The organism is Pseudomonas sp. S150 (genome assembly GCF_004526365.1).
Taxonomy (GTDB): Bacteria; Pseudomonadota; Gammaproteobacteria; order Pseudomonadales; family Pseudomonadaceae; genus Aquipseudomonas; species Aquipseudomonas putida_A.
This window is the reverse complement of the sequence record NZ_CP038207.1, coordinates 5,307,680-5,328,469: the sequence shown is the minus strand read 5'-3', so window position 1 is coordinate 5,328,469 and position 20,790 is coordinate 5,307,680. Positions and strand designations below refer to the sequence as shown.

The 20,790-nt window shown below is 61.1% G+C and carries 13 protein-coding genes and 4 pseudogenes; 9 read left to right on the top strand and 8 right to left on the bottom strand.

All coding sequences use genetic code 11. The features are described from left to right. Positions 1-47 precede the first annotated feature (47 nt). From E3Z29_RS30035 to gap, 8 genes and pseudogenes are all read right to left on the bottom strand, one after another. Positions 48-575, bottom strand: a pseudogene (locus tag E3Z29_RS30035) (methyl-accepting chemotaxis protein); the annotation flags it as partial. Positions 576-953: 378 nt separating this feature from the next. Next, positions 954-1,922, bottom strand: a pseudogene (locus tag E3Z29_RS30030) (chemotaxis protein); the annotation flags it as partial. Between the two features lie 553 nt (positions 1,923-2,475). Continuing rightward, positions 2,476-2,871: a YbaN family protein gene (locus E3Z29_RS24690; protein ID WP_097085930.1), complete on the bottom strand. Its 396-nt coding sequence runs from the start codon at positions 2,869-2,871 to the stop codon at positions 2,476-2,478. 163 nt (positions 2,872-3,034) lie between these two features. Next, the gene (locus E3Z29_RS24685) at positions 3,035-3,631 is read right to left on the bottom strand and encodes a biliverdin-producing heme oxygenase (protein ID WP_134787172.1); all 597 of its coding nucleotides are present in this window, start codon (positions 3,629-3,631) and stop codon (positions 3,035-3,037) included. A 113-nt stretch (positions 3,632-3,744) separates the two neighbouring features. After that, positions 3,745-6,330 carry a TonB-dependent receptor gene (locus tag E3Z29_RS24680; RefSeq protein ID WP_134787171.1) on the bottom strand — a complete coding sequence of 862 codons (2,586 nt, stop codon included), beginning with the start codon at positions 6,328-6,330 and terminating at the stop codon, positions 3,745-3,747. A gap of 122 nt (positions 6,331-6,452) precedes the next feature. After that, a complete protein-coding gene (locus E3Z29_RS24675) occupies positions 6,453-7,418 on the bottom strand; it encodes a FecR domain-containing protein (RefSeq protein ID WP_134787170.1) in 966 nt (321 codons plus the stop codon). Positions 7,419-7,542: 124 nt separating this feature from the next. Then, on the bottom strand, positions 7,543-8,061 hold the full coding sequence (locus E3Z29_RS24670) for an RNA polymerase sigma factor (protein WP_027612557.1): 519 nt from the start codon (positions 8,059-8,061) through the stop codon (positions 7,543-7,545). 191 nt (positions 8,062-8,252) lie between these two features. Further along, the gene (gap, locus tag E3Z29_RS24665; protein WP_095137054.1) at positions 8,253-9,254 is read right to left on the bottom strand and encodes a type I glyceraldehyde-3-phosphate dehydrogenase; all 1,002 of its coding nucleotides are present in this window, start codon (positions 9,252-9,254) and stop codon (positions 8,253-8,255) included. Positions 9,255-9,474: 220 nt separating this feature from the next. Between gap and edd the strand changes: the two genes are divergently transcribed. The 9 genes and pseudogenes from edd (at position 9,475) to E3Z29_RS24620 (ending at position 20,688) form a co-directional block, all read left to right on the top strand. Then, on the top strand, positions 9,475-11,301 hold the full coding sequence (edd, locus tag E3Z29_RS24660; protein WP_003227464.1) for a phosphogluconate dehydratase: 1,827 nt from the start codon (positions 9,475-9,477) through the stop codon (positions 11,299-11,301). Beyond that, on the top strand, positions 11,298-12,257 hold the full coding sequence (locus E3Z29_RS24655; protein ID WP_134787169.1) for a glucokinase: 960 nt from the start codon (positions 11,298-11,300) through the stop codon (positions 12,255-12,257). The genes edd and E3Z29_RS24655 overlap by 4 nt, the downstream gene beginning before the upstream one ends. Before the next feature lie 214 nt (positions 12,258-12,471). Next, positions 12,472-13,203, top strand: coding sequence for a response regulator (locus E3Z29_RS24650; RefSeq protein ID WP_007917879.1), 732 nt, complete (start codon positions 12,472-12,474; stop codon positions 13,201-13,203). After that, the gene (locus E3Z29_RS24645; RefSeq protein ID WP_134787168.1) at positions 13,193-14,662 is read left to right on the top strand and encodes an ATP-binding protein; all 1,470 of its coding nucleotides are present in this window, start codon (positions 13,193-13,195) and stop codon (positions 14,660-14,662) included. Before E3Z29_RS24650 ends, E3Z29_RS24645 begins: the two co-directional genes overlap by 11 nt. Before the next feature lie 294 nt (positions 14,663-14,956). Next, positions 14,957-16,217: pseudogene (locus E3Z29_RS24640) on the top strand (AGE family epimerase/isomerase). A 118-nt stretch (positions 16,218-16,335) separates the two neighbouring features. Further along, positions 16,336-17,637: an ABC transporter substrate-binding protein gene (locus tag E3Z29_RS24635; protein WP_027612563.1), complete on the top strand. Its 1,302-nt coding sequence runs from the start codon at positions 16,336-16,338 to the stop codon at positions 17,635-17,637. A gap of 140 nt (positions 17,638-17,777) precedes the next feature. After that, entirely contained in the window at positions 17,778-18,686 is a 909-nt protein-coding gene (locus E3Z29_RS24630) for a carbohydrate ABC transporter permease (RefSeq protein ID WP_007917874.1), read from the top strand. Next, positions 18,679-19,525, top strand: a pseudogene (locus E3Z29_RS24625) (carbohydrate ABC transporter permease). Before E3Z29_RS24630 ends, E3Z29_RS24625 begins: the two are co-directional and overlap by 8 nt. A 2-nt stretch (positions 19,526-19,527) precedes the next feature. Next, the gene (locus tag E3Z29_RS24620; protein ID WP_097085915.1) at positions 19,528-20,688 is read left to right on the top strand and encodes an ABC transporter ATP-binding protein; all 1,161 of its coding nucleotides are present in this window, start codon (positions 19,528-19,530) and stop codon (positions 20,686-20,688) included. The last annotated feature ends 102 nt before the right edge of the window (positions 20,689-20,790 follow it).

Below are 20,790 nucleotides of genomic sequence, written 5' to 3'. Positions count from 1 at the left end.
CCGTATTCGCGAGCAAGCCCGCTCCCACAAGGGGACTGTGGTGGATTTCAGACGCGGAACTGATCCATCAGCTTCATCTGCTGACTGGCCAGGGCATTGAGCTGGCTGCTGATCGCCGCCGATTCAGTGGCCTGTTCAGTCAGGGTTTCAGTCACGGTGCGGATCGCCGAGACGTTGCGGTTGACCTCTTCGGCCACGGCGCTCTGCTGTTCGGCGGCGCTGGCGATCTGCAGGTTCATGTCGCTGATCACCGTGACCGCATCGCTGATCTTGCCCAGCGCATCCACCGCCTGCCGGATCTGCCCGGCGTTGTTGTGCGCCTGGGTCTGGCTCGAATGCATGGTCGCGACCACGCCACGGGTGCCGGTCTGGATGCGTTCGATGACGATGCGGATTTCTTCCACCGAATCCTGAGTGCGCTTGGCGAGGTTGCGCACCTCGTCGGCCACCACCGCGAAACCACGCCCGCTTTCCCCGGCGCGGGCCGCTTCGATGGCGGCGTTGAGCGCCAGCAGGTTGGTTTGTTCGGCGATGCTGCGGATCACTTCCAGCACCGAACCGATCTGCTCGCTGTTGACCGCCAGCGCTTCGACTTCGGTCACCGCTTTGCTGACTTCATCGGCCAGTTGATTGATGTCGCGGGTGCTGCGCTCGATGATCGACATGCCGTCCCTGGCCGACTGATCGGCGCCCTTGGCGGCGTTGGCCGCGTTCGACGCGCTGTTGGCGACGTCGTGGGCGGTGGCGCTCATTTCGTTGGACGCGGTGGCGACCTGATCGATTTCGCGGAACTGCACCTGCATGCCTTCGCTGGTCTGGCGGGCGATTTCCGAAGACTGATCAGCAGTGCCACGCGCTTCGGTGATGCTCTGCTTGATCTGGGCGATGGTCGGTTGCAGCTTGTCGAGGAAGCGGTTGAACCAGTTCACCAGTTCGCCCAGTTCATCCTTCTTGCTGTAGTTCAGGCGCTGGGTCAGATCGCCTTCACCGCTGGCGATGTTCTTCAGCATCTCGGCGACGCTGTTGATCGGCCGGGTCACGCCCGAGGCGGTGAGCCAGATCAGCAGCAGACCGACCAGACCGGCCACCACAGCCACCAGCAACGCAGTGAGCACACCGGTTTCCTGCGCATCGTCGAGTACCGCTTGCAGCTTGACCGAGTCGGCTAGCAGCACCTGTTTCGGCAAGTCGATGACCACACCCCAGGCCCGCGAGTTGCCAATCGGATCGACCGGATACACCGCGCGAATCAGCTCGCCCTGTTCGAGAATCTTCGGCGTGCCGCTGCTGACCAGTTGCAGCAGATCCTTGCCATCGGCACCGAGGGTATCGCTGATCTTTTTACCAACCTTGGTCGCATCGGAACTGTCAGCAGCGAGCACGCCGCTGCCCGAAACGATCAGCATGTGCCCGGCGTTGTTGAACAGGTTGCGCTGGGAATCCACCGCCGCTGCTTGCAGGGCATCGAGGGCGATGTCGACGCCGACCACGCCGATCGCCTTGCCGTCGACGATCAACGGCACGGAAATGGTGGTCATCAACATTTCCTTGCCGCCCACGGTGTCGGCATACGGGTCGAGCAGGCAAGTACGCTTGTTGTCACGAGGGCAGGTGTACCAGCTGTTGTACGGCGTGCCGCTGACGCTGAGGGTGGTCTTGGTCATGTCTTCTTCGACCATGATCGTGTTCAGCGCCGAGCCGGCAGCGCGGCTCCAGTAAGTTGCAAAACGCCCGGCTTCGTTGGACTGACGCGCGGCATCGTTGACGAACTCGCTGTCCTTGCCGTCGAGGCCGTTGGGTTCGAAGGCGAGCCAGATGCCGAGCACCTTGTCGTTGCGCTCGAACGCGGTTTTCAGGCTCTGGTTCAACTCTTCACGCAGGGCCCCGGCGTCCAGCGAACGCTTGGCGGCCAGTGCGCGCATGTCCTTGATCTGATCGGCCAGCGCGGTGATCACCGTCAGGCTTTCGCCAAAGGTCTTCTGCACCCGCACTGCTTGTTCGGCCGCCTTGGCCTGCAACAGGTTCTGCACACTGGCAGTGAGCAACTGGTTGCTGGAATTGCTGACCAGTTCGTCGTTCTGGTTGGTCTGGTAGATGTTCATGCCGACGATCAGCGCAACCACCCCCAGCAGGCACAGGCCGGAGAGCAGGACGATTTTCAGGCGAATGGAGAGAGAGTCGAACATGGGGCGATCTCGTGAATGAATGAGCAGGTGGCCACGGGATGAACTACCCGGTTCGCCAAATCCATTCAGCGCCATGCATTGCTCATCGGCGCGCGGCGAAGGTGCATGAGGCGCTTGCCGACGAACGGTCAGCGCTAAACGTTTGCGCAGGGGAATGTGCTGAAAAGGCGATTATTTACAGGGAAGTTTCAGTCCCATGAACCCCGAGGCACTGCTGGTGATGAGGCTTTGTGGTGAGGGGAAAAATCCCCTCACCACAAAAGCCACATCCACAAAGCATAGTGGGAGGTCAGGAAGAGGAGGGGAGCGCTTCCGGGCGTGACCAGATCCACAGATTGCCCAGACTCATCCCGGCAATCGCCAGATACACCGGCCAGCCGTGATCGAGCATTACCAGCATCAACGTCGCGCACAGCAGCATGCTGATCGTGGCGCTGACCTTGGCTTTGCGCGCGATGATCTTGCCGTTGCGCCAGTTGCTCAGGATCGGCCCGAACAGCCGATGGTTTTCCAGCCAGGCGCTCAGGCGCGGCGAGCTGCGAGTCGCGGCCCAGGCGGCGAGCAGGATGAACTCGGTGGTCGGCAGGCCGGGCACGACGATGGCGATCAGGCCAATGCCGAGGCTGACGTAGGCCAGCAGGCCGAACAGCAGACGGGCGAGTTTTGAGGTGGCGGGTTGCGGCATGGGCTCGGGGTTGCAGTGAGGCGAATCGGGGATTCTACAGGCTCGCGCTGTTCCAATGTGGGAGCGGGCTTGCTCGCGAATGCGCTGTGTCAGTGACATATGAGGTGGCTGACACAGCGCTTTCGCGAGCAAGCCCGCTCCCACAGTAGGGATTTATGTTGTGTCAGGCCGGTTCGGCTTCTGTGGCGTAAGCCTGTTCCAGCAGCACGGTGAAGCGGTTGAACGCGTCGATTGCGCCTTGCTCGACTTCGGCTTCCTCTTCGGCCGTGAACTGCAGGGAATCGAGGGTGCGCACGAAGCTTTTCCAGCCTTCGGCACGGCCGCCTTCCGGTTCACCCAGGTGACGGGCACCAAAGGTTTCGCTCAGCTCCAGCGCCACCGCACGTTTGATCAGGAACGCAGCGCCGAGCTTCGAACCTTCGGAGACGAAAATCCAGCCCAATGCACGGGCTTTGTTCGGGTTTTTCAGCGCACCGGCCACCGGTGCCGGGATGTCGGTGTCGAGATCCGCCAGGTCAGCCTTGGCCGCATCCGCGCGGCAACGGGCCGGCAGATCCGGGACGATGGCAGTCAGTTCGGCATTGTTATAGAGATCGACCAGTTCCGACTGGAACAGGTACTGCGCGACCACGAAACGCGCGAAGTTGGTGCGGGTTTCGAACGGCGCGTGGGCCTTGACCAGGGCGTCGAGCTTGCTGTGCGGCTCGTGGGTGATCTGGTTCAGGCGTTGTGAACGCAGGGCTTTTTCCGAAGTGGTCATGGGGGTGTCCTTGATAAAAGAGGCGCTTGATAACGAGACGAACGGGCAGGTGCCAAACCGTAAAAAAAAGCCCCGCGACGCGCTGATCAATGCGCGTCGCAGGGCCGTGCGGTTCAGATGTCCCAGACCAGATTGATCGCGAAGTTGCGGCCCGGCTGGGTCAGGCGATCGAGGTTGGCCGGTTGTGTCACCGAAGCTTCGCCGACGCTGTCGTAACCGCGCACGTCATCCCACAGCCAGTACTTCTTGTCGGTCAGGTTGTAGATGCCGCCGCTGACGGTGACGTCGTCGGTGACTTTGTAATAGCCGGCCAGATCGAGAATGCCGAAGCCCGGGGTCTTGAACTGGCTGCTGACGCCATCCGGCGACTTGAAGTTGCTGTCGTCGACGCGATCCTTTTTCTTCACCACGGTCCAGCTCAGCAGGCCGCCGTAATTGTCCTGGTCGTAACCCAGACCGAATACGCCAGTCAGCGGATTGACGCTGTTGAGTGGCTCGCCGTTGTCGTTGTTGCGACCGTAGGCATAGGCGATCGAGCCTTGGGTGTAGAGGCCCTGCGGCGCGCCGAACGCATCGAGGTTCAGGCGACCTTTGACTTCGGCGCCCTTGATGGTCGCGTGCTTGATGTTGCTCGACTGGAAGGTCAGCTCGTCGTAACCGGGAGTGACCGCGTCTTCGTTGATGAAATCGCGGTACTTGTTATAGAACACCGCCACGTCGAACGAGCCTTGTTCGAAGTTGCCGCGCAGACCGGTTTCATAGCTTTTGCTTTTCTCCGGTTCCAGGTTCGGGTTGGGCGCCACGTTGTAGCCGGTGGTGCTGTTTTCAAAGCGTCCGTACAGCGCTTTAGCGGTCGGCGTGCGGAAACCTTCGGCGTACTGGCCGTACCAGGTGTAATTTTCGGTCAGGGCGTAGGTCAGGCCGAATTTGGGCGAGACTTTGTGCCAGCTCTTGTTCGCGTCGCTGACCGTGCCGTTGCCGTCGGCGGCCACGGTGTTGAGGAATTCCTGGGTGATGTGCGGCTTTAGCTGGGTGTGGTCGTAGCGCAGGCCCGGCAGTAAGGTCCACTGGTTCCAGCTGATCTGATCCTGAGCGAACAAGCTGTAGGTGTTGATGGTCGGGTCCGGGAAGTCGCTGGATTTTTTCAGCACGTCCGCCGCGCTGGTGGCGCCGATGGCGGTGCAACCACGCCCGACTGCCAGGCACTTGCCGTCGCCGCTGCGCGAACCGGTGACTTTCTGCTGTTTGATCGTGGTGCCGTAGGTCAGCACGTGATCGGTGTCACCGATGGCGAAGGCCTTGTCCAGCTGCGCATCGAATACCCACTGTTTTTCCTCGTAGATCGTGTCGCGGGTGCGCAGCACTTTACGGGTCATCGGGTAGTAGAACTCTTCGGTGCTCTGATCGGTTTTGGCGATCTGGTGATTGAGGCTCCACTTCACGTTATCGGCCAGCAGGCTGTCGAGGGCAAAGCTGTGCTCGAGGCCGAAACGCTCGCGGGTGATGGTGTCATTGCCGGTGCGCCACTGGTACATGCCGCCGGGCAGCATGCTGTTGGGGATGGTCGGCGCGCCGTTGAAGTACGGGCCGCCGTAGGCACTTTTCTGATCGGTGTCGCGATCGTCCTTGTACTTCTCGTAGGTCAGGCCCAGACGGGAATCTTCGTTGTAGTTCCAGCCGATCTTCGCCAGGACGTTGGTGGCCTTGACGTCTTCCGGGTTGGCAGCGGTGCGCGCCAGGCCCGTGCCGTTGTTGCTGCCGTAGGAATCGGTTTCGTGACCGTCGCGCTGGCTGAAGTGCAGCAAGCCGTCGAACTGCTCGGCACGCCCGGCGACGGTGGCGGATTTCAGCCAGCTCTCATCGGCGGAGCTGTAACCGGTTTTGAAGCGAGCGCCGACGTCTTTGCCGGGCTTGATGATGTCGTCCGGCTCGAGGGTGTAGTAGCTGACGGCGCCGCCAATGGCGTTGCTGCCGTACAGCACCGAGGCCGGACCCCGGAGGATTTCCACGCGTTTGACGATTTCCGGGTCGACGTAATTGCGCTGGGTCTTGGCGTACGGGCCGTTGAAGAAACCGTCCGGCACTTCGACGCCGTCGACCTGCGTCAGGATGCGGTCGCCGTCGATGCCGCGGATGTTATAGCCGCTGATACCGCCACGCTGGCCGGCGCCGCCGACGGACACGCCCGGCTCGTAGCGCACCAGATCCTTGATGGTGTTGACGTTGTTGCGGTCGAGGTCCTGGCGGGTCTGCACAGTGACTGTGGCCGGAACGCTGCTGACCGACTGTTCCTGGCGAGTGGCGCTGATGGTCACCTGATCCAGATTGAGTGCACCGCTGGAGCTGCGCTTCTCCAGCACCACGTTATTGTTGCTCAGCTTGCGGAAGCTCAGGTTGGTCCCCACCAACAGGCGCTCCAGGGCTTTTTCCGGCGGCAGCGAACCGCGCACGCCCGGCGACGAAACACCCTGACCCAGTTCCGCCGGCAAGCCGACCTGCCAACCAGTGACGCTGGTAAAGGCATTGAGCGCCGACACCAGCGGTTGCTGGCCGATCGAGAACGAATAATCACCCATGTTGCGCGCCGGTTGTTCGGTGGCAGCCATCAGCGGTGCGGTGCCGGCCATGAGGATGGCGGCCGTCAGCAGCGACAATACGCGGGAAGGGGAAGCAGTCTGGCGGGTAAGGCGAGAGGACATCGATAGCGCTCCGTGTCGCACGAATCTTTATAGGTGCTGATCCGTCTCCGAAGATGCGAATCAATTGCATTGGCTATAACGAGACGAACGGGCTTTGGCTATCGAGTAAAAATAATTCTCATTTAGTTCAGGATCACCAGCGCGGGGAATTCCTGCAGGCGCGCCGAGGTGATGTGGGCGAGGGAACGCACCACGTCCAGCGGCTGGTCGAGGCGGTAGTTGCCGGTGACGTTGACGTCGGCCAACTGCTCGTTGGTGTTGATGATCCAGCCCGGGTAGTAGCGGCGCAATTCGGCCAGTACCTGATTCAACGGGCAGTTCTCGAACACCAGTCGGCCCTGAACCCAGGCCAGATCGGTGGCGGCATCGAGCTTGGCCGGACGATCGAAACCGTTGGGGCCGATGCGAATGCTTTCGCCGGCGCTCAAACGCACTCGTGCGTCGTTGTGCGTGGCGCGCAGATCGACATCACCGCGTTGCACATTGACCTGCGCGACGCCGTCCAGATAGCGCACGGCGAACGCGGTGTCGCGCACGCTGGCCTGCACCGGGCCGGCATCGATTTGCAGCGGCTGGCCACGGTTGGCAGCCACTTCGAAAAACGCTTCGCCCTGATACAGCCGCGCCACGCGCTGCCGGTCATTGATGGTGCTGGAGAATGCCGAGTTGGTGTTGAGCAACACTTTGGAGCCATCCTCCAGTTGCAGGCGCTGACGCTCGCCGACCACGGTCAGGTGATCGGCCTGCAGGCGCATCGGCAGATTGCTGAAACTGAACAGGCCCAGAATCAGCACCGCAGCGGTGGCCAACGGTTTCCAGTGCGGACGCAACCGCTTGAGGACGGTGACTTTCGCCGGTTTGGCCGCGAGGCTTTGCGCGCATAGGGCGACTTGCGGCCCGTCCCAGATCGCCTGAGCCTTGGCGAACGCCTCGGCATTCAACGGATCGGCCGCCAGCCATGCGTGAAATTGCCGGGTCTGCTCTTCGTCCGCACTGCCGAGCACGATGAGCCAGTCCAGAGCCTGGTCCATTGCACGGGCGGCGTCCTGCGCCGTTGCGGGCGAAGGCGAGCGGTGGGTGTCCGTCACGGTGTTTCCTCGGCAGTGTCTGTGCACGGCTGTTTTTTAAGTGAAGCGTAAAAGTCGGCCAAGGGTAACAAAGCCCAATGATCAGTGCAGTCGATCCTGTGGATGACAGCAAACGCCTTTGGCCTCAGTCGCCATTCAAGCGCTCGGCGACACCGATGCAGATCGACATGATCAGCTTGAGTTCCTTCTGCACGGTGCTGAGGGACACATTCAACTCGTCGGCGATTTCCTGGTAGCTGTGCCCGTGCAGGCGGCTGAGGATGAAAATCTGCTGCTGGCGGGGGCTGAGTTGACTGAGGCTCACGTTCAGGCGCTCCAGCAATTGTTCGGCGTGGGCGGCGTCTTCGGCGCTGCTGGCGGGGGCGGCGACGCTGTGCACCACGTCCTGTGGCACGTCATCGACCATGGTGCGCGAATGGATCTTGCGCGCACGCAGGTGATCCAGCGCCAGATTGCGCGCGGTCTGGAACACGAAGGGTTCAAGGTGATCGATGGCGCGCTCGCTCAACGCCCGCGTCACGCGCAGGTAGGTTTCCTGCAACAGGTCTTCGGCGGTGCTGTGGTTGTTGACCATGCGCTCGATCGTGCGCAGCAGGGACGTGCGCTGAGAGAGAAAGACATGATTGAAGCGCGATTGACTCACGGGGAAACCTGATCCATTTCGAGCGAATGATAATGCTTATCATCCACTCGAGTGGTCAAGTGTTGATTTCAGACTGAAATCAAAAACCTGTGGGAGCGGGCTTGCTCGCGAATGCGGTGAGTCAGTCGATACATCAATTGCCTGACACGACGCCTTCGCGAGCAAGCCCGCTCCCACATGGGAGGAGGGGATTATTCCGCGTTGCAGAGCGCCAGGCAGTTATCCAGCATGCGGTTGGAAAAGCCCCATTCGTTGTCGTACCAGGCCAGCACCTTCAGCAGTTTGCCGCTGGCTTTGGTGTGATTGGCGTCGAAGATCGACGACAGCGGGTTGTGGTTGAAGTCGCTGGAAACCAGCGGCAACGTGTTGTAACCCAAAATTTTCGAATGCTGGCTGGCGGCTTTCATCAGCGCGTTGACCTCGTCGGCCGTGGCTTCCTTCTTCAACTGCACGGTCAGGTCCACCAGCGACACATTGATCACCGGCACGCGCACCGCCATGCCGGTCAGTTTGCCCGCCAGTTCCGGCAGCACCAGGCCTACCGCTTCAGCGGCGCCGGTCTTGCTCGGGATCATGTTCTGCGTGGCCGAACGCGCGCGGTACGGGTCGGTGTGGTAAACGTCGGTCAGGTTCTGGTCGTTGGTGTAGGCATGAATCGTGGTCATCAGGCCGCTTTCGATCCCCAGCTCGCGGTGCAGCACCTGCGCCACTGGCGCCAGGCAGTTGGTGGTGCACGAAGCGTTGGAGATGATCTGGTGCGACTGGCGCAGAATGTCGTGGTTCACACCATAAACCACCGTAGCGTCGGCGCCTTTGGCCGGGGCCGAGATGATGACTTTGCGCGCGCCGGCAGTAAGATGCGCAGCCGCTTTGGCGCGGTCGGTGAACAGACCGGTGCATTCGAACACCACATCAATCTTTTCCGCCGCCCATGGCAGCTCGGCCGGGTTGCGAATGGCGCTGACCGCAATGCGGTCGCCATTGACCGTCAGGCTCTCATTGTCATGGGCCACTTCGGCGTCGAATGTGCCGTGAACGGTGTCGTATTTGAGCAGATGGGCATTGATGGCGCTGTCGCCCAGATCGTTGATGGCGACGATCTGCAAATCCTGTCGATAGCCTTGGGTATACAGTGCGCGCAGGACATTACGGCCGATGCGGCCAAAACCATTGATTGCGATTCGAAGAGTCATTGAACAGCGCCGCCGTCGTTTTGTTGTTGGAATTACAAGATTATTCGCATAAAAATAGAAAACAAGCCTTTTTAGTGGCAATATTTTGTTTTATCTACAACGAGTGACCTGAATCAACTGGTCCGAATGGTCAAAAAAGCCGTCTGTCATTCCAACAACAACGGCGTTTGATCAGCATAGACAATCAGGTCGCCACATCCGTTAGCCTGGAGTTCTACACATGCATCCCCGCGTTCTTGAGGTCACCGAACGGCTTATCGCCCGCAGCCGCGCCACGCGTCAGGCTTACCTTGCACTGATTCGCGGTGCCGCTACCGACGGGCCGATGCGCGGCAAGCTGCAATGCGCCAACTTCGCCCATGGCGTGGCCGGGTGCGGCAGCGAAGACAAGCACAGCTTGCGGATGATGAACTCGGCGAACATCGCCATTGTTTCTTCGTATAACGACATGCTCTCGGCGCACCAGCCGTACGAAGTCTTTCCCCAGCAGATCAAAAACGCCTTGCGCGAAATCGGCTCGGTCGGCCAGTTCGCCGGCGGTACGCCGGCAATGTGCGACGGCGTGACCCAGGGCGAGCCGGGCATGGAGCTGAGCCTGCCGAGCCGCGAAGTGATCGCGATGTCCACGGCGGTGGCGCTGTCGCACAACATGTTCGACGGCGCGCTGATGCTCGGCATCTGCGACAAGATCGTTCCAGGCCTGATGATGGGCTCGCTGCGCTTCGGCCATCTGCCGACGATCTTCGTCCCGGGCGGGCCGATGGTTTCGGGAATTTCCAACAAGGAAAAAGCCGACGTTCGGCAGAAATACGCCGAAGGCAAGGCGACCCGCGAAGAGCTGCTGGAGTCGGAGATGAAGTCCTACCACAGCCCGGGCACCTGCACCTTCTATGGCACCGCCAACACCAACCAGTTGTTGATGGAAGTCATGGGCCTGCACTTGCCGGGCGCGTCTTTCGTCAACCCGAACACTCCGCTGCGTGATGCCCTGACCCGCGAAGCCGCGCATCAGGTCACACGCCTTACCAAGCAGAACGGCAACTTCATGCCGATCGGCGAAATCGTCGACGAGAAGGCGCTGGTCAACTCGATCGTCGCGCTGCACGCCACCGGCGGCTCGACCAACCACACCCTGCACATGCCGGCGATCGCCATGGCTGCGGGCATTCAATTGACCTGGCAGGACATGGCCGACCTCTCCGAAGTCGTGCCGACCCTGAGCCACGTCTACCCGAACGGTAAAGCCGACATCAACCACTTCCAGGCCGCTGGCGGTATGTCGTTCCTGATCCGCGAACTGCTCGAAGCCGGCCTGCTCCACGAAGACGTCAACACCGTGCTCGGCCATGGCTTGAGCCGTTACACCAAAGAGCCGTTCCTCGATAACGGTGAGCTGGTGTGGCGCGAAGGCCCGATCGAAAGCCTCGACGAAAACATCCTGCGCCCGGTCGCCCGTGCATTCTCACCGGAGGGCGGTCTGCGGGTGATGGAAGGCAACCTTGGTCGCGGGGTGATGAAAGTCTCCGCCGTGGCGCTGGAAAACCAGATCGTCGAAGCACCGGCCATGGTGTTCCAGGATCAGCAGGATCTGGCCGATGCGTTCAAGGCCGGTTTGCTGGAGAAGGATTTTGTCGCGGTGATGCGCTTCCAGGGCCCGCGCTCCAATGGCATGCCCGAGCTGCACAAGATGACGCCGTTCCTCGGCGTGCTGCAGGATCGTGGCTTCAAAGTCGCGCTGGTCACCGACGGGCGCATGTCCGGCGCGTCGGGGAAAATCCCGGCGGCGATTCACGTCAGCCCCGAAGCTTATGTCGGTGGTGCTTTGGCGCGGGTGCAAGAGGGCGATATCATCCGCGTCGATGGCGTCAAAGGCACTTTGGAACTCAAGGTCGACGCCGCCGAATTTGCAGCGCGTGAACCTGCCAAAGGTCTGTTGGGCAACAACATCGGCAGCGGTCGCGAACTGTTTGGCTTCATGCGTTTGGCCTTCAGCTCGGCGGAGCAGGGCGCCAGCGCCTTCACTTCTGCCCTGGAGACGCTTAATTGAAACTGGCTTTGGTCGGTGATATCGGTGGCACCAACGCGCGGTTCGCGTTGTGGAAAAACCAGCAACTGGAATCGGTTCAGGTGCTGGCGACAGCCGACCACGCCAGCCCGGAACAGGCGATCAGCCTGTACCTGAGCGGCCTCGGTCTGGCGCCGGGTTCGATCGGTTCGGTGTGCCTGTCGGTGGCGGGGCCGGTGAGTGGTGATGAATTCAAATTCACCAACAACCACTGGCGCCTGAGCCGCACGGCGTTCTGCCAGACCTTGCAGGTCGAGCAACTGCTGCTGATCAACGACTTCTCGGCGATGGCGCTGGGCATGACCCGCTTGCAGCCTGGCGAATTCCGCGTGGTCTGCGAAGGCACGCCGGAGCCGTTGCGCCCGGCGGTGGTGATCGGCCCGGGCACTGGCCTGGGCGTCGGCACCTTGCTCGATCTCGGCGAAGGGCGGTTTGCCGCCTTGCCGGGGGAGGGCGGTCACGTTGATCTGCCGCTGAGCAGCCCGCGTGAAACCCAGCTCTGGCAGCACATCCACAACGAGATTGGCCACGTCAGTGCGGAAACTGCGCTGAGCGGAGGTGGTTTGCCGCGAGTCTACCGCGCGATTTGCGCAGTGGACGGACATGAACCAAAGCTTGATAAGCCGGAAGCGATTACCGCAGCCGGTCTGGCTGGCGATCCGATCGCGCTGGAAGTACTGGAGCAGTTCTGCTGCTGGCTCGGCCGCGTGGCCGGCAACAACGTGCTGACCACCGGTGGTCGTGGCGGCGTGTTCATTGTTGGCGGGGTGATTCCGCGCTTTGCCGATTTCTTCGTCGAAAGCGGCTTCGCCCGCAGCTTTGCCGACAAGGGCTGCATGAGCGATTACTTCAAGGGCATTCCGGTGTGGCTGGTGACGGCGCCGTATTCCGGGCTTGTCGGCGCTGGTGTGGCACTCGAACAAGCAATACCGGCCTGAAATGCGATCAAACTGTAGGAGTGAGCCTTTGTGGCGAGGGGATTTATCCCCGATGGCCTGCGAAGCAGGCCCTGCTTTTCCAGGGTCGCTGCGCAACCCATCGGGGATAAATCCCCTCACCACAGGTTTGTTCCCACAGTGGTTCTGTGGTGTTTGCAAGTTCGATGCTTAAGGCATAATCCGCCCCAATTCCAACAACAAGGATGCCTTCGAAGTGAGCTCAGTCAACAAGTCGATATTGTTGGTCGATGACGACCAGGAAATACGCGAGTTGCTGGAAACCTACCTGACCCGCGCCGGGTTTCAGGTGCGGGCCACCGCCGATGGCGCCAGTTTCCGCCAGGCACTCAACGAGGCGCCGAGCGATCTGGTGATCCTCGATGTGATGCTGCCCGATGAAGACGGTTTCAGCCTGTGCCGGTGGGTGCGCCAGCATCCGCGCCAGGCGCAGGTGCCGATCATCATGCTCACCGCCAGTTCCGACGAAGCCGACCGGGTAATCGGGCTGGAGCTCGGCGCTGACGACTACCTCGGCAAACCTTTCAGCCCCCGCGAACTGCAAGCCCGAATCAAGGCGCTGCTGCGTCGCGCGCAGTTCGGTCAGGAACGCAGCGGTAGCGACGTACTGGCCTTCGACGAGTGGCGGCTGGACATGGTCAGTCATCGACTGTTCCACACCGACGGCGAAGAGGTGATTCTCTCCGGTGCCGACTTTGCGCTGCTGAAGTTGTTTCTCGATCATCCGCAGGAAATTCTCGACCGCGACACCATCGGCAACGCCACCCGTGGCCGTGACCTGATGCCGCTCGACCGGATTGTCGACATGGCCGTCAGCCGCTTGCGCCAACGTCTGCGCGATACAGAAAAACCGCCACGACTGATCCGCACCGTGCGCGGCAGCGGCTACCAACTGGCAGCCAATGTGGTTGCCGGCAATGCTCACTGAGTCGCTGCGCCGGCTCGCCAGCAAGGTGCCGGTGCCGCGTTCGCTGCTTGGGCGGATGCTGCTGCTGACCTTGTTGGCGGTGTTGTTTGCGCAGACGTTGTCGAGCGTGATCTGGGTCTCGCAACTGCGCGCCACCCAGCTCGAAGGCCTGGTCACCAGCGCCCGCAGCCTGGCCCATTCGATGACCGCCAGCGTCAGCTATTTCCGCTCGTTGCCGGTGGCGTACCGGCCGCTGGTACTCGACCAGTTGCGCAGCATGGGCGGCACCCGTTTTGTGGTGACGCTCAACGACAAGCCGCTGGGTATGGACGTGCTGCCGATCACCCCGCGCAAGGCTGCGGTGATTCAAGCGGTGGACGAAGTGTTGCGCCAGTCGCTGGGCCACGATACCGATATCTCGGTAACCTTCGTCAGCCCCGAGGATCTGCGGATCTTCAATGCCGGGCTGAAACTCGATGAGCTGCCGCGCTCGTGGGCGCATTACGCACTGACGCTGGAACCGGTGAATCCGCCGGTGCTGGTCACGCAGATTCAAATGGCGCCGGGCGAATGGCTGTACATCGCCTCGTTGCTGCCCGAACCCTACACCAGTCTCGAAGAGCAAGGCCTGCCGGCACAGCAGGTGTGGTTCATCGTCCTCACCAGCGGCTTTTTGCTGCTGTTCATCGGCCTGCTGGTGCACTGGCAGAGCCGGCCGCTCAAGCGTCTGGCGCGGGCGGCGCGGGATCTGTCGCTGGGTGCCGATGTCGAGCCGGTGGCCGAGGGCGGCGGCAGCGAAGTGGTGGAAGTGGGCCGTGCGTTCAACACCATGCGCGAACGCATCAGCCGTTACCTGACCGAACGCAGCCAGTTGTTCAGCGCGATTTCCCATGACCTGCGCACGCCGATTACCCGCCTGCGCTTGCGAGTCGAACTGCTCGAAGACGAGAAGTTGCAGGCCAAGTTCGGTCGCGATCTGGATGAACTGGAGTTGTTGGTCAAAGGCGCGCTGCAGTGCGTGAAAGACACCGACATCCACGAGAACATCGAGCCGGTGGATCTCAATCATGTGCTCGACTGCCTGGTGGAACCGTACCTGGCGCCCAACGGCAATGGCCGCGTGACCCAGCAGGGCAAGGCGCTGGCGGCGTATCCAGGCAAACCTCTGGCGTTGAAGCGCTGCATCGGCAACCTGATCGACAACGCATTGAAGTACGGACAAAACGCACATCTGCACATCGATGACGATGAGCGCGCGTTTGTCCTGCACGTCGACGACGAAGGCCCAGGGGTGCCGGAGCAGCGGCTGGAGCAGGTGTTCGAGCCGCACTTTCGCTTGGCCGGGCAGCAGCAGGGTTATGGTCTCGGTTTGGGCATTGCGCGCAACATTGCTCACAGCCATGGCGGTGAGGTGACGTTGCAGAATTTGCGTGAGGGCGGGTTGCGCGTGACCCTGCAGTTGCCGCGTTCGGCGGATTAGATCAAAAGAGCCCCTCACCCTAGCCCTCTCCCGGAGGGAGAGGGGACTGACCGAGTTGTCTTGCGTCATACATCGACCTGAAACACCGTGTCGATTATGGATTCGCTGAAAAACTTTCAGGTCGGCGTAACTCTTCAATACCCCTCGGTCGGCCCCCTCTACCTCTGGGAGAGGGCTGGGGTGAGGGGTTGCTCTTTGTCACAGCCTGGTGACAAACCCCGCCCCCTTCGTTACAAGCCCACCCCGACCCGTTGTTTAGACTCCCCGCAGTCATAACAACAAAAAAGGCCCCCCATGGATCTCTTCCAACCCGGCTTCAGCAGTTGGCTGAATGCCCCTGCCCACCAGCAATGGCTCGCCGACGAAGGTCTGCGCCTGCTGGCATTCGCCAGAGCGGCAAAACTGCCCGAAGGTTTCGGCAACCTCGACGAACGCGGCCATCTGCCGGCGCATGCGCAAGCCGAAACCATGAACACCGCGCGCATGACCCATAGTTTCGCCATGGCCCATATTCAGGGGCTGCCGGGGGTTTGCCGAACTGGTCGATCACGGCATCGCGGCCCTGCGCGGCCCGTTGCGGGATGCGCTGCACGGCGGCTGGTTTGCGGTCGCTGAACACCGCGATGGCAACACCGGCAAGAACGCCTATCTGCATGCCTTTGTCGCGCTCGCGGCCAGCTCGGCGGTGGTCGCGCAGCGTCCCGGCGCCCAGGCGCTGCTGGATGACGCGATCGACATCATCGACACCTATTTCTGGAGCGAAGAAGAGGGCGCCATGCGCGAATTCTTCAATCGCGACTGGCGCGAAGAAGAGGCCTATCGCGGCGCCAACAGCAACATGCACGCCACCGAAGCGTTCCTCGCGCTGGCCGATGTCACTGAAGATCCGCGCTGGCTGGTACGTGCGCAGCGCATCGTCGAGCGGGTGATCCACGGTCACGCCGCCGCCAACGGCTACATGGTCATTGAGCATTTCGACCGCGACTGGCAACCGCTGCGCGAGTACAACCACGACAATCCCGCCGATGGCTTCCGACCTTACGGCACCACGCCGGGTCACGGTTTCGAGTGGGCGCGGCTGCTGTTGCATCTGGAAGCGGCGCGGGTCCAGGCCGGGATGCTCACGCCCGGCTGGCTGGCGACCGACGCGCAAAAACTCTTCGAGCAGAATTGCCGAAACGGCTGGGACGTCGATGGCGCGCCGGGGATCGTTTATACCCTCGACTGGGACAACAAAGCCGTGGTGCGTCATCGCTTGCATTGGACCCATGCCGAAGCCAGCGCGGCGGCCAGCGCCTTGCTCAAACGCACCGGTGATGCGCAATACGAAACCTGGTACCGGCTGTTCTGGGAATTCTGTGAAGGCCATTTCATCGATCGCTGCGACGGCAGCTGGCATCACGAACTCGATCCGCAAAACCGTCCGAGCGCCGATATCTGGCCGGGCAAACCCGATCTGTATCATGCCTGGCAGGCGGTATTGATCCCTCGTCTACCCTTGTCACCGAGTATGGCGACAGCTCTGGCGCAAATATCCCGGCCTGTTCCTGTGTAACCATGTGGTGACATTTGCGCGTCCCTTCGTTACCTGCGAAGGGAATCGCCCTGTTTAAACTCCTGTGCAGCGCAAGCACCAGACTTGCATGCATAACAACAAGAAAGGTACATCTCAGATGAATGCGATTTCTCGCCTCGCTACTGTCATTTCTGTCGCCTCCCTGTTCCCGCTCGCAATTCTGCCTCTCAGTGTTTCCGCTGCCGAATCCAAAGGTTCGGTCGAAGTCGTGCACTGGTGGACGTCCGGTGGCGAAAAAGCCGCTGTCGATGTGCTCAAGGCGCAAGTTGAAAAAGACGGTTTCACCTGGAAAGACGGCGCTGTCGCCGGCGGTGGCGGTGCCACGGCCATGACCGTGCTGAAAAGCCGCGCCGTTGCCGGTAACCCGCCGGGTGTCGCCCAGATCAAGGGCCCGGACATCCAGGAGTGGGCTTCCACCGGTCTGCTCGACACCGACGTCCTGAAGGACGTGGCCAAAGAAGAGAAGTGGGACAGCCTGCTCGACAAGAAAGTCTCCGATACCGTGAAGTACGACGGTGATTACGTGGCCGTACCGGTGAACATTCACCGGGTGAACTGGCTGTGGATCAACCCGGAAGTGTTCAAGAAAGCCGGGATCACCAAGAACCCGACCACCCTCGAAGAATTCTACGCCGCCGGCGACAAGCTCAAGGCTGCGGGCTTCATCCCGCTCGCCCACGGCGGTCAGCCTTGGCAGGACAGCACTGTGTTCGAAGCCGTGGTGCTCTCGGTCATGGGCGTTGATGGTTACAAGAAAGCCCTGGTCGATCTGGACAACAAAGCGCTGACCGGTCCGGAAATGGTCAAGGCGCTGACCGAGCTGAAGAAAGTCGCGACCTACATGGATCAGGACGGCAAAGGCCAGGACTGGAACCTGGAAGCGGCCAAGGTCATCAACGGCAAGGCCGGCATGCAGATCATGGGTGACTGGGCCAAGTCCGAATGGACCGCCGCCAAGAAAGTCGCCGGCAAGGACTACGAGTGCGTAGCGTTCCCTGGCACCGACAAGGCATTCACCTACAACATCGACTCCCTCGCGGTGTTCAAGCAGAAAGACAAAGGCACTGCGGCCGGTCAGCAGGACATCGCCAAAGTCGTGCTGGGTGAAAACTTCCAGAAAGTCTTCAGCATCAACAAAGGCTCGATCCCGGTACGTAACGACATGTTGAACAACATGGACAAACTCGGTTTCGACTCTTGCGCGCAGACCGCTGCCAAGGACTTCCTGGCAGACGCTAAGTCCGGTGGCCTGCAGCCGAGCATGGCGCACAACATGGCGACCACGCTGGCGGTGCAGGGCGCGTTCTTTGATGTCGTGACCAACTACATCAACGACCCGAAAGCCGACCCGGCCGATGCGGCCAAGAAACTGGGTGCGGCGGTTCAGTCGGCCAAGTAATCCTTGGCCCCTGTAGGAGTGAGCCTGCTCGCGATAGTGATCTGTCAGGTAAAGGATTCATCAACTGACACACCGCAATCGCGAGCAGGCTCACTCCTACAAGGGGAATGCCCTCGTACATAATTATTCTGGATTTCCCCATGAGTTCTGTTGCTGTGTTCAGCAAGGCCTCGCCGTTCGATGCACTGCAGCGCTGGCTACCGAAACTGGTGCTGGCGCCGAGCATGTTCATCGTGCTGGTGGGCTTCTATGGCTACATCCTGTGGACGTTCGTGCTGTCGTTCACCACCTCGACGTTCCTGCCCAACTACAAGTGGGCCGGCCTGGCGCAATACGCGCGGCTGTTCGACAACGATCGCTGGTGGGTGGCGAGCAAGAACCTCGCGGTGTTCGGTGGCATGTTCATCGGCATTACGCTGGTGATCGGGGTGCTGCTGGCGGTGTTCCTCGACCAGCGCATCCGTCGCGAAGGCTTTATCCGCACCATTTACCTGTATCCGATGGCGCTCTCGATGATCGTCACCGGTACCGCGTGGAAATGGCTGCTCAACCCGGGCATGGGCCTGGACAAATTGTTGCGTGACTGGGGTTGGGAAGGCTTCCGTCTGGACTGGCTGATCGACCCGGATCGCGTGGTGTACTGCCTGGTGATCGCCGCCGTGTGGCAAGCCTCGGGCTTCATCATGGCAATGTTCCTTGCCGGCCTGCGTGGGGTCGATCAGTCGATCATCCGTGCCGCGCAGATCGATGGCGCGAGCATGCCGACCATCTACTGGAAAGTCGTGCTGCCAAGCCTGCGTCCGGTGTTCTTCAGTGCGGTGATGATTCTGGCGCACATCGCGATCAAGAGCTTCGACCTGGTCGCGGCGATGACGGCGGGTGGCCCGGGTTATTCCTCCGACCTGCCGGCGATGTTCATGTACTCCTTCACCTTCAGTCGCGGCCAGATGGGCATGGGCTCGGCCAGTGCGATTCTGATGCTCGGTGCGATTCTCGCGATCATCGTGCCTTACCTGTACTCCGAGCTGAGGACCAAGCGTAATGACTAGTCTCGCTGCCAAACCCGCTTTCAGCCTGAGTCGCGTCGCGATCTACGCGGTGCTGATCCTCGCGGTCCTGCTGTACCTGATTCCGCTGGTGGTGATGCTGCTGACCAGTTTCAAGACCCCGGAAGACATCAGCACCGGCAACCTGCTCAGTTGGCCGACCGTGGTCAGCGGCATCGGCTGGGTCAAGGCCTGGGCCACGGTTGACGGTTACTTCTGGAACTCGATCAAGATCACCGTGCCGGCCGTGGTCATCTCCACTGCCATCGGCGCGTTGAACGGCTACGTGCTGTCGTTCTGGCGCTTCCGCGGTTCGCAGCTGTTCTTCGGTCTGCTGCTGTTCGGCTGCTTCCTGCCGTTCCAGACCGTGCTGCTGCCAGCCTCGTTCACCCTTGGCAAGATGGGCCTGGCGAGCACCACCACCGGCCTGGTATTCGTGCACGTGGTCTATGGTCTGGCGTTTACCACGCTGTTTTTTCCGTAACTACTACGTGAGCATTCCCGATGCGCTGATCAAGGCTGCACGGCTGGATGGCGCGGGTTTCTTCACGATCTTCCGGCAGATCATTCTGCCGATGTCGACCCCGATCATCATGGTTTGCCTGATCTGGCAGTTCACCCAGATCTGGAACGACTTCCTGTTCGGTGTGGTGTTCTCCAGCGGTGATTCGCAACCGATCACGGTGGCGTTGAACAACCTGGTCAACACCAGCACCGGCGCCAAGGAATACAACGTTGATATGGCAGCGGCGATGATCGCCGGCCTGCCGACCCTGCTGGTCTATGTGGTCGCAGGCAAGTATTTCGTGCGCGGGCTGACGGCCGGCGCAGTCAAGGGGTAATCATGGCAACGCTCGAACTTCGCAACGTCAACAAGACCTACGGTGCCGGCCTGCCGGACACCCTGAAGAACATCGAACTGTCGATCAAGGACGGTGAGTTCCTGATCTTGGTCGGCCCGTCGGGCTGCGGCAAATCGACCCTGATGAACTGCATCGCCGGCCTCGAGACCATCACCGGTGGCGCGATCATGATCGGCGATCAGGACGTCAGCGGCATGAGCCCGAAGGATCGCGACATCGCCATGGTGTTCCAGTCCTACGCGCTGTACCCGACCATGAGCGTGCGCGAGAACATCGAGTTCGGTCTGAAAATTCGCAAGATGAGCCAGTCGGCGATCGACGAAGAAGTCGCGCGCGTGGCCAAGCTGCTGCAGATCGAACACTTGCTCAACCGCAAGCCGGGCCAGCTCTCCGGTGGTCAGCAACAGCGCGTGGCGATGGGCCGTGCGTTGGCGCGTAGGCCGAAGATCTATCTGTTCGACGAACCGCTGTCGAACCTCGACGCCAAGCTGCGCGTCGAGATGCGTACCGAAATGAAACTGATGCACCAGCGCCTGAAAACCACCACGGTCTACGTGACCCACGACCAGATCGAAGCGATGACCCTGGGCGACAAAGTGGCGGTGATGAAGGACGGGATCATTCAGCAGTTCGGCACGCCGAAAGAGATCTACAACGACCCGGCCAACCTGTTTGTCGCAAGCTTCATCGGTTCGCCGCCGATGAACTTCATTCCGCTGCGCCTGCAACGCAAGGACGGTCGTCTGCTGGCACTGCTTGACAGCGGCCAGGCGCGTTGCGAGTTGCCGATGAGCATGCAGGATGCAGGGCTGGAAGATCGCGAAGTGATCCTCGGCCTGCGCCCGGAACAGATCGTTCTGGCGAACGGCGAGGGCAATGGTCTGCCGAGCATCAAGGCGGAAGTGCAGGTCACCGAGCCGACCGGTCCGGACACCCTGGTGTTCGTCAACCTGAATGAAACCAAAGTCTGCTGCCGCCTGGCGCCGGACGTGGCACCGCAGGTGGGCGAGACCCTGACCCTGCAATTCGATCCGTCGAAAGTGTTGTTGTTCGATGCCAAGACTGGCGAGCGTCTGGGGACTGCGGGGCAACCGAAGACCGAAGCGCACGGCGCCAACGTCGCCCAGTTCAAGGGGCGCTGAAGATCAAAAATGTGGGAGCGGGCTTGCTCGCGAAAACGGAGTGTCAGGCAGCACACATGGCGACTGACATGACGCCTTCGCGAGCAAGCCCGCTCCCACAGG

Coding starts and splice junctions, on each gene's coding strand:
- E3Z29_RS24690 (WP_097085930.1), bottom strand. CDS start 2,871: ATGCCGCAACCCGCCACCTCAAAACTCGCCCGTCTGCTGTTCGGCCTG.
- E3Z29_RS24685 (WP_134787172.1), bottom strand. CDS start 3,631: ATGACCACTTCGGAAAAAGCCCTGCGTTCACAACGCCTGAACCAGATC.
- E3Z29_RS24680 (WP_134787171.1), bottom strand. CDS start 6,330: ATGTCCTCTCGCCTTACCCGCCAGACTGCTTCCCCTTCCCGCGTATTG.
- gap (WP_095137054.1), bottom strand. CDS start 9,254: ATGACTCTTCGAATCGCAATCAATGGTTTTGGCCGCATCGGCCGTAAT.
- edd (WP_003227464.1), top strand. CDS start 9,475: ATGCATCCCCGCGTTCTTGAGGTCACCGAACGGCTTATCGCCCGCAGC.
- E3Z29_RS24645 (WP_134787168.1), top strand. CDS start 13,193: ATGCTCACTGAGTCGCTGCGCCGGCTCGCCAGCAAGGTGCCGGTGCCG.
- E3Z29_RS24635 (WP_027612563.1), top strand. CDS start 16,336: ATGAATGCGATTTCTCGCCTCGCTACTGTCATTTCTGTCGCCTCCCTG.
- E3Z29_RS24630 (WP_007917874.1), top strand. CDS start 17,778: ATGAGTTCTGTTGCTGTGTTCAGCAAGGCCTCGCCGTTCGATGCACTG.
- E3Z29_RS24620 (WP_097085915.1), top strand. CDS start 19,528: ATGGCAACGCTCGAACTTCGCAACGTCAACAAGACCTACGGTGCCGGC.